This window comes from Protofrankia sp. CiP1_Cm_nod3 (genome assembly GCF_982290655.1).
The window spans coordinates 1,716-5,962 of the sequence record NZ_CEVIVD010000131.1 but is presented as its reverse complement, the minus strand read 5'-3'; the positions used below and the strand labels follow the sequence as shown (position 1 = coordinate 5,962).

5 protein-coding genes are annotated in these 4,247 nt (G+C 68.5%); all 5 read right to left on the bottom strand.

The features are described from left to right. A partial coding sequence (locus AC5LUJ_RS19470) for an alpha/beta hydrolase (RefSeq protein ID WP_493465447.1) occupies positions 1-529 on the bottom strand: 529 nt, incomplete at its 3' end. A 79-nt stretch (positions 530-608) separates the two neighbouring features. Continuing rightward, positions 609-1,196, bottom strand: a complete 588-nt coding sequence (locus tag AC5LUJ_RS19465; protein WP_493465446.1) for an ATP-binding protein — start codon at positions 1,194-1,196, stop codon at positions 609-611. 8 nt (positions 1,197-1,204) lie between these two features. Beyond that, positions 1,205-1,552, bottom strand: coding sequence for a recombinase family protein (locus tag AC5LUJ_RS19460; RefSeq protein ID WP_493465445.1), 348 nt, complete (start codon positions 1,550-1,552; stop codon positions 1,205-1,207). A 172-nt stretch (positions 1,553-1,724) separates the two neighbouring features. After that, the gene (locus AC5LUJ_RS19455; protein ID WP_493465444.1) at positions 1,725-2,189 is read right to left on the bottom strand and encodes a hypothetical protein; all 465 of its coding nucleotides are present in this window, start codon (positions 2,187-2,189) and stop codon (positions 1,725-1,727) included. Between the two features lie 416 nt (positions 2,190-2,605). Next, a complete protein-coding gene (locus AC5LUJ_RS19450) occupies positions 2,606-3,922 on the bottom strand; it encodes a helix-turn-helix domain-containing protein (protein WP_493465454.1) in 1,317 nt (438 codons plus the stop codon). Positions 3,923-4,247 lie beyond the last annotated feature (325 nt).

Here is a 4,247-nt window from a genome sequence, read left to right as displayed (position 1 = left end):
GCGTCGGCGTGAAGGTGATCGCCCCCTGCTCGTTCAGCGTCCGGGCGGCCTCGTCGTCGATCTGGTCATCGTGCCAGTAGGGTCGGCTGTCGATCGTGCGCCACTTGTAGTTGAACTGCGGGTTGAGCAGTACCAGCCGGGAGACGTCCGCTGGGCGCTTGGCCGCGTAGTAGCCGCAGATGCCGCCCCCGAAGCTCGCGCCGAGCAGGCTGACGTGATCGGCACCCGTCGCGTCCCGTACTTTGGCCAGGGCCACGCGGATGTCGTTGAGGATCGACGACAGCGTCAGCTCCTCCTGCCGACCTTCACTCTCGCCGTGGCCGCGGTGGTCGAAGCGCAGCGATGCCACGCCGGCCTCGGCCAGCCCGGCGGCCAGGCTGGTGAAGAAGCCACCCTCCTCGCGAGTGACGCCGCCGCCGTGGACGAAGACCGCAGCGCGTTCGGCAGCCACCTCCGGCGTGGTCAGCGTGGCCGCCAGGTGCAACCCGTCCAGCGTGCGAAGCGAGGTCACGGTCTCGTGCACGGGCATGGCACTCCTTCTGGCGTCGCGGTCGTCGGGGCAATCCTCTGGCGAATGGTCGGCCTTGGCCAGAGCCGCAGCCTGGCAGCTACCACCAGAGCCGATCCCCGGGCGGAAGGTTCCAGTCCAGCGCCCGTAGTCCGTCGGCGACCCGTTGCAGCACGGTCAGGTCGTCGAAGACCTCGATGGGCGCCGGTGGGTCGGCGGGCGCTCGCCGGCGAGGTAGTTCGGGAGCAGGCGAACCGGCCGCCGGGTGCATCGGCAAGGCGAGGCTGCACCACACAACCTTGCCGCCGGTGGCCGGACGGTAGAAGGCCCAGCGGGTGCTCATGGCCGACACCAGGAGGAGACCGCGACCGCCTTCGGCGTCGAGGGTCGGATCTCGGCGGACGGGCGCGGAAGCATCGGCATCCCAGACTTCGATGATCAGGTCCGCGTCGGTGCGCGTCACGCGAGTGGCAATGACCGCCGCCCGGCCAGCCGAGGCTCGGCAGGCGTTCGTCATCAGTTCGGACGCAAGAAGGGTGCCCGGCTCGACCAGGTCCGTCAGGTTCCACGTCTGCAAGGTCACCGCGATGTGCCGCCGCGCGAGACCTGGCGCCAAGTGATCCGCCTCGAACTGCCGCACCATATGCACCGGCACCACGGCGGCCGTCTCCCGGTCGGCCGCCGCCATCGCGGCGTTCACGGACGCGAACCGGTGGACCGAGCGTCTGATGTATCCACCACGAGCACCCTGCCGCCAGCGTTGCCGATCTCCACCCCGATGGCCTCGCGCACCGGCATGGAGGTGGAGAGATGGTCCGCCGTGGCAACCAGGACGCCGCTTCCTTCGGTGCGCTGGAGTCTCGCCAGCAGCTCGGTCAAGCCGGGGCGCATGATCCGGGCCGGTGGCATGTGCCGGTCCACGTACACGTCGGCCAGGGCCAGACCCTCGGCTACGGCGTGGGCTACGAGGAGATCGTGGAGGCGGTCTTCTTCGGCTTCGTCGTCGTCTTCCAGCCGGATGTAGCCGAACACGGTTGCAGACATCCCGTTCCTCCATCCCGTCGAGGTGGCGACGTCCCGAACCGAGGAGTCGGCTCGACCCGGCCCGGGACGCCTACGGCAACGGTGACCGCGGAGAGGGAGTGGGGCTATGCGCCCGAGGTATGGGCAGTACGCGGACCTGGTGTGTGGTTCGACAGCAGAACGACGAGGGCACTCAGCGGGCGTCGATCGTCCCCAACCCCGCCCAGTCCGCCATCCCGGCTGTGATCAAAGACTTGACCTTGGCCTGGCCCTCCACGCACACGACGTCGGTAAAGCATGCGCACTCTGTCAGCGGGCGACTTTCTGCCACGCACACCACGATGCCAGTCACCTGGAGCCCTCGGGCGGTAGCGATCAAATTCTCGCCGACCGCCGGCAGTGGCAGCCGCTTCACCAGCTCTGCCGCGAACTGCCGCTCGACGGAGGACCGATTGAGCAGCTTAAGCGTCCGGTCGGTGACCTCAACCAGCCCTTCCCGGAGCCGGTCCTGCGCATCCAGGATGGTCCGCGCCAGCTTGGCAAGGGCACTGCACCGGCATCCTGACCAGCTACGAGTAAGCCGCTGCCACATCTCGTCACTCACGTACTCGGTCGCGCGCCCGATGACGACTTCCTGAGGACTGGAGCTGGCGATCAAGCCGATGCACGATTCGGCGGCCGAGCGTACCCGCAGCAGCTCCTCACGGCTCGGAGGCGGCGACGTTGAACGGCGTGGCGCTGATAACGCGGTTCTTGGGCGAGGCGCCGCTGGTGTGCGTGCCATGCTACGACGCGGGCGGGTCTGAACTGCCGACCACGACGGGTGATGCCTACAGCGCAGACCGGCCTCCTTGACGGGATTTCTACAACTTGTGCCGCGCTGGGTAGTCCCTCCGCACCTGAACCGGACCATGCACTGAGCGTCCGTTCCGATGCGCTACGCAAGCAATAGCCAAGTTGGCTATCCGTTGATTAAGCGAGCTAGTACACCGCACCTTCGGATACGGCCCGTATGCGCTGTTGACCTGGAGCCACATACGAGACTCGCCCAGGTAGCAGGACGTGCGCTGCCTGTTACGCCAGCATCGCTTCACGGAACTCCCGCGGCCCCGGCCGCGAGCGCCACGGCGTCAAGCTCTGCGCCACGTCCGCCAGGATGGCCGAAGTGCGTTCGGAGTTGGTGGCCCGCGCGATCTGCAAGGCGTTGAGGGCGACGGCAGCAGCTTCGTCGGGATGCCCGCTCAGCGCCAGCGCCGCAGCCCGACGGGCGCTGAACAGCGCGGTATCCCGCCGCGACAAGGTGTCCCTGGCCAGGATGTCAGCGAAGATCCTGGCGGCCCGGTCGGGTATGCCGGCTTCGGTGTAGACGGCGGCGGCACGGAGCTGGAGGGTTACGGCCATCAGGTGGGAGGCCGGGGACTCTCCGTCCGCATCCAGCGCCCGCCGGGCCGCTTCCAGCTTCCGCTCGATGACGACCAACGGCTCGCCGTGCGTGGCCAGGGCCAGCGCCTCCTGCTGCAACTGCTCGGCCTGGACCGCGGGCGGCGCCGTCGCACAGACCTGGCCGGCGGCCTCAGCCAGGTTTAGCATGCGGGCTAGTTCACGGCCGTCGTAGGCCATCTGCGACTTCTTGACCAGCACGTATGCCTGCATCGGAACGTCCTGGGCTTCTTGTGCCCACTCCATCGCCCGGTCGTACCAGTAGGCGGCCGAGCCCGCGTCATGGAGATCTCGGTAGAGCCAGCCGGCGAACTCCGCGCCGTCCGCACCGATCTGGAGCAGCGCGCGGCGGACGTTTGGGTGGACTTCACGGGCGTAACTTTGTAGAGCCCCGAGAACGCCGAGCACCAACGGTAAGACCCGCAGCGGCCCCGTCTCCCCGTCATCAGCCTTGCAGCGCTCAAACTGCCGAGCGAAGAAGCCGACGACCGAGCCGTCCAGATAGCGGCGGGCATCCTCCAGCGCGGCAGCCATGTGCCGCAGCTCGTCCACGCCGGCGAAGGGCAGGATGCGGGCAGCTTGGCGCTCCGGTGACGCAGCGCGGCCCGTGCCGCTGATCAGGCGGTCCAGCCCGGCCGTCTCGGCGGCTTCGGCGTCGATGGACAGGGTGATCTCCCGGCCGCCCACTACAACCGGCAGGAAGATCGGCGGCCGGACATCGGGAGCCGGCCGAGTGCGCGGTTCGCCGGGCAGGTCGAACCACAGCAACTCGGCCGGGATGCCGAGGATCTGGCCGTAGCGAATCAGCTTGCTGAGCTCTTCGGGGGCACGGCCGTTCTCGATACGGCTGAGCTGCGCTTGCGTCATGCCGAGCCAGGTGCCGACCAGCTCCTGGGACAGCGTCTGCTGGTGATGCGGGTGGTTGCGGTAGGCGTAGATCACCCGGCCCATGTGCCAGGTGGCCAGGGCGTCGCGCATCTGGTCGAGGTGCCAGAACTCCGGCGGCACAGCCGGCGGTCGAGTCTGGGCGTCAAGGACGGCGCCCTGACAGGGGCTGCACATCGCCCCGGAGTTGTCGGCGGCGAGCCTGTGACCACATCGCGAGCAGTGCCGCAAGCGGGGCACGGTCGTCATCGCCGGGAGTCTCCCTCTCGCGTGCGCCGGGACCAAGGTCAACACCCACGACGGTAACACCACCCGTAGCAGGGGCTATGCGCCTCGCGTATGCCGGGCATCGCCCCGCGAGGTAGTCACCTCGTCTCCCGGAGCTGACGCT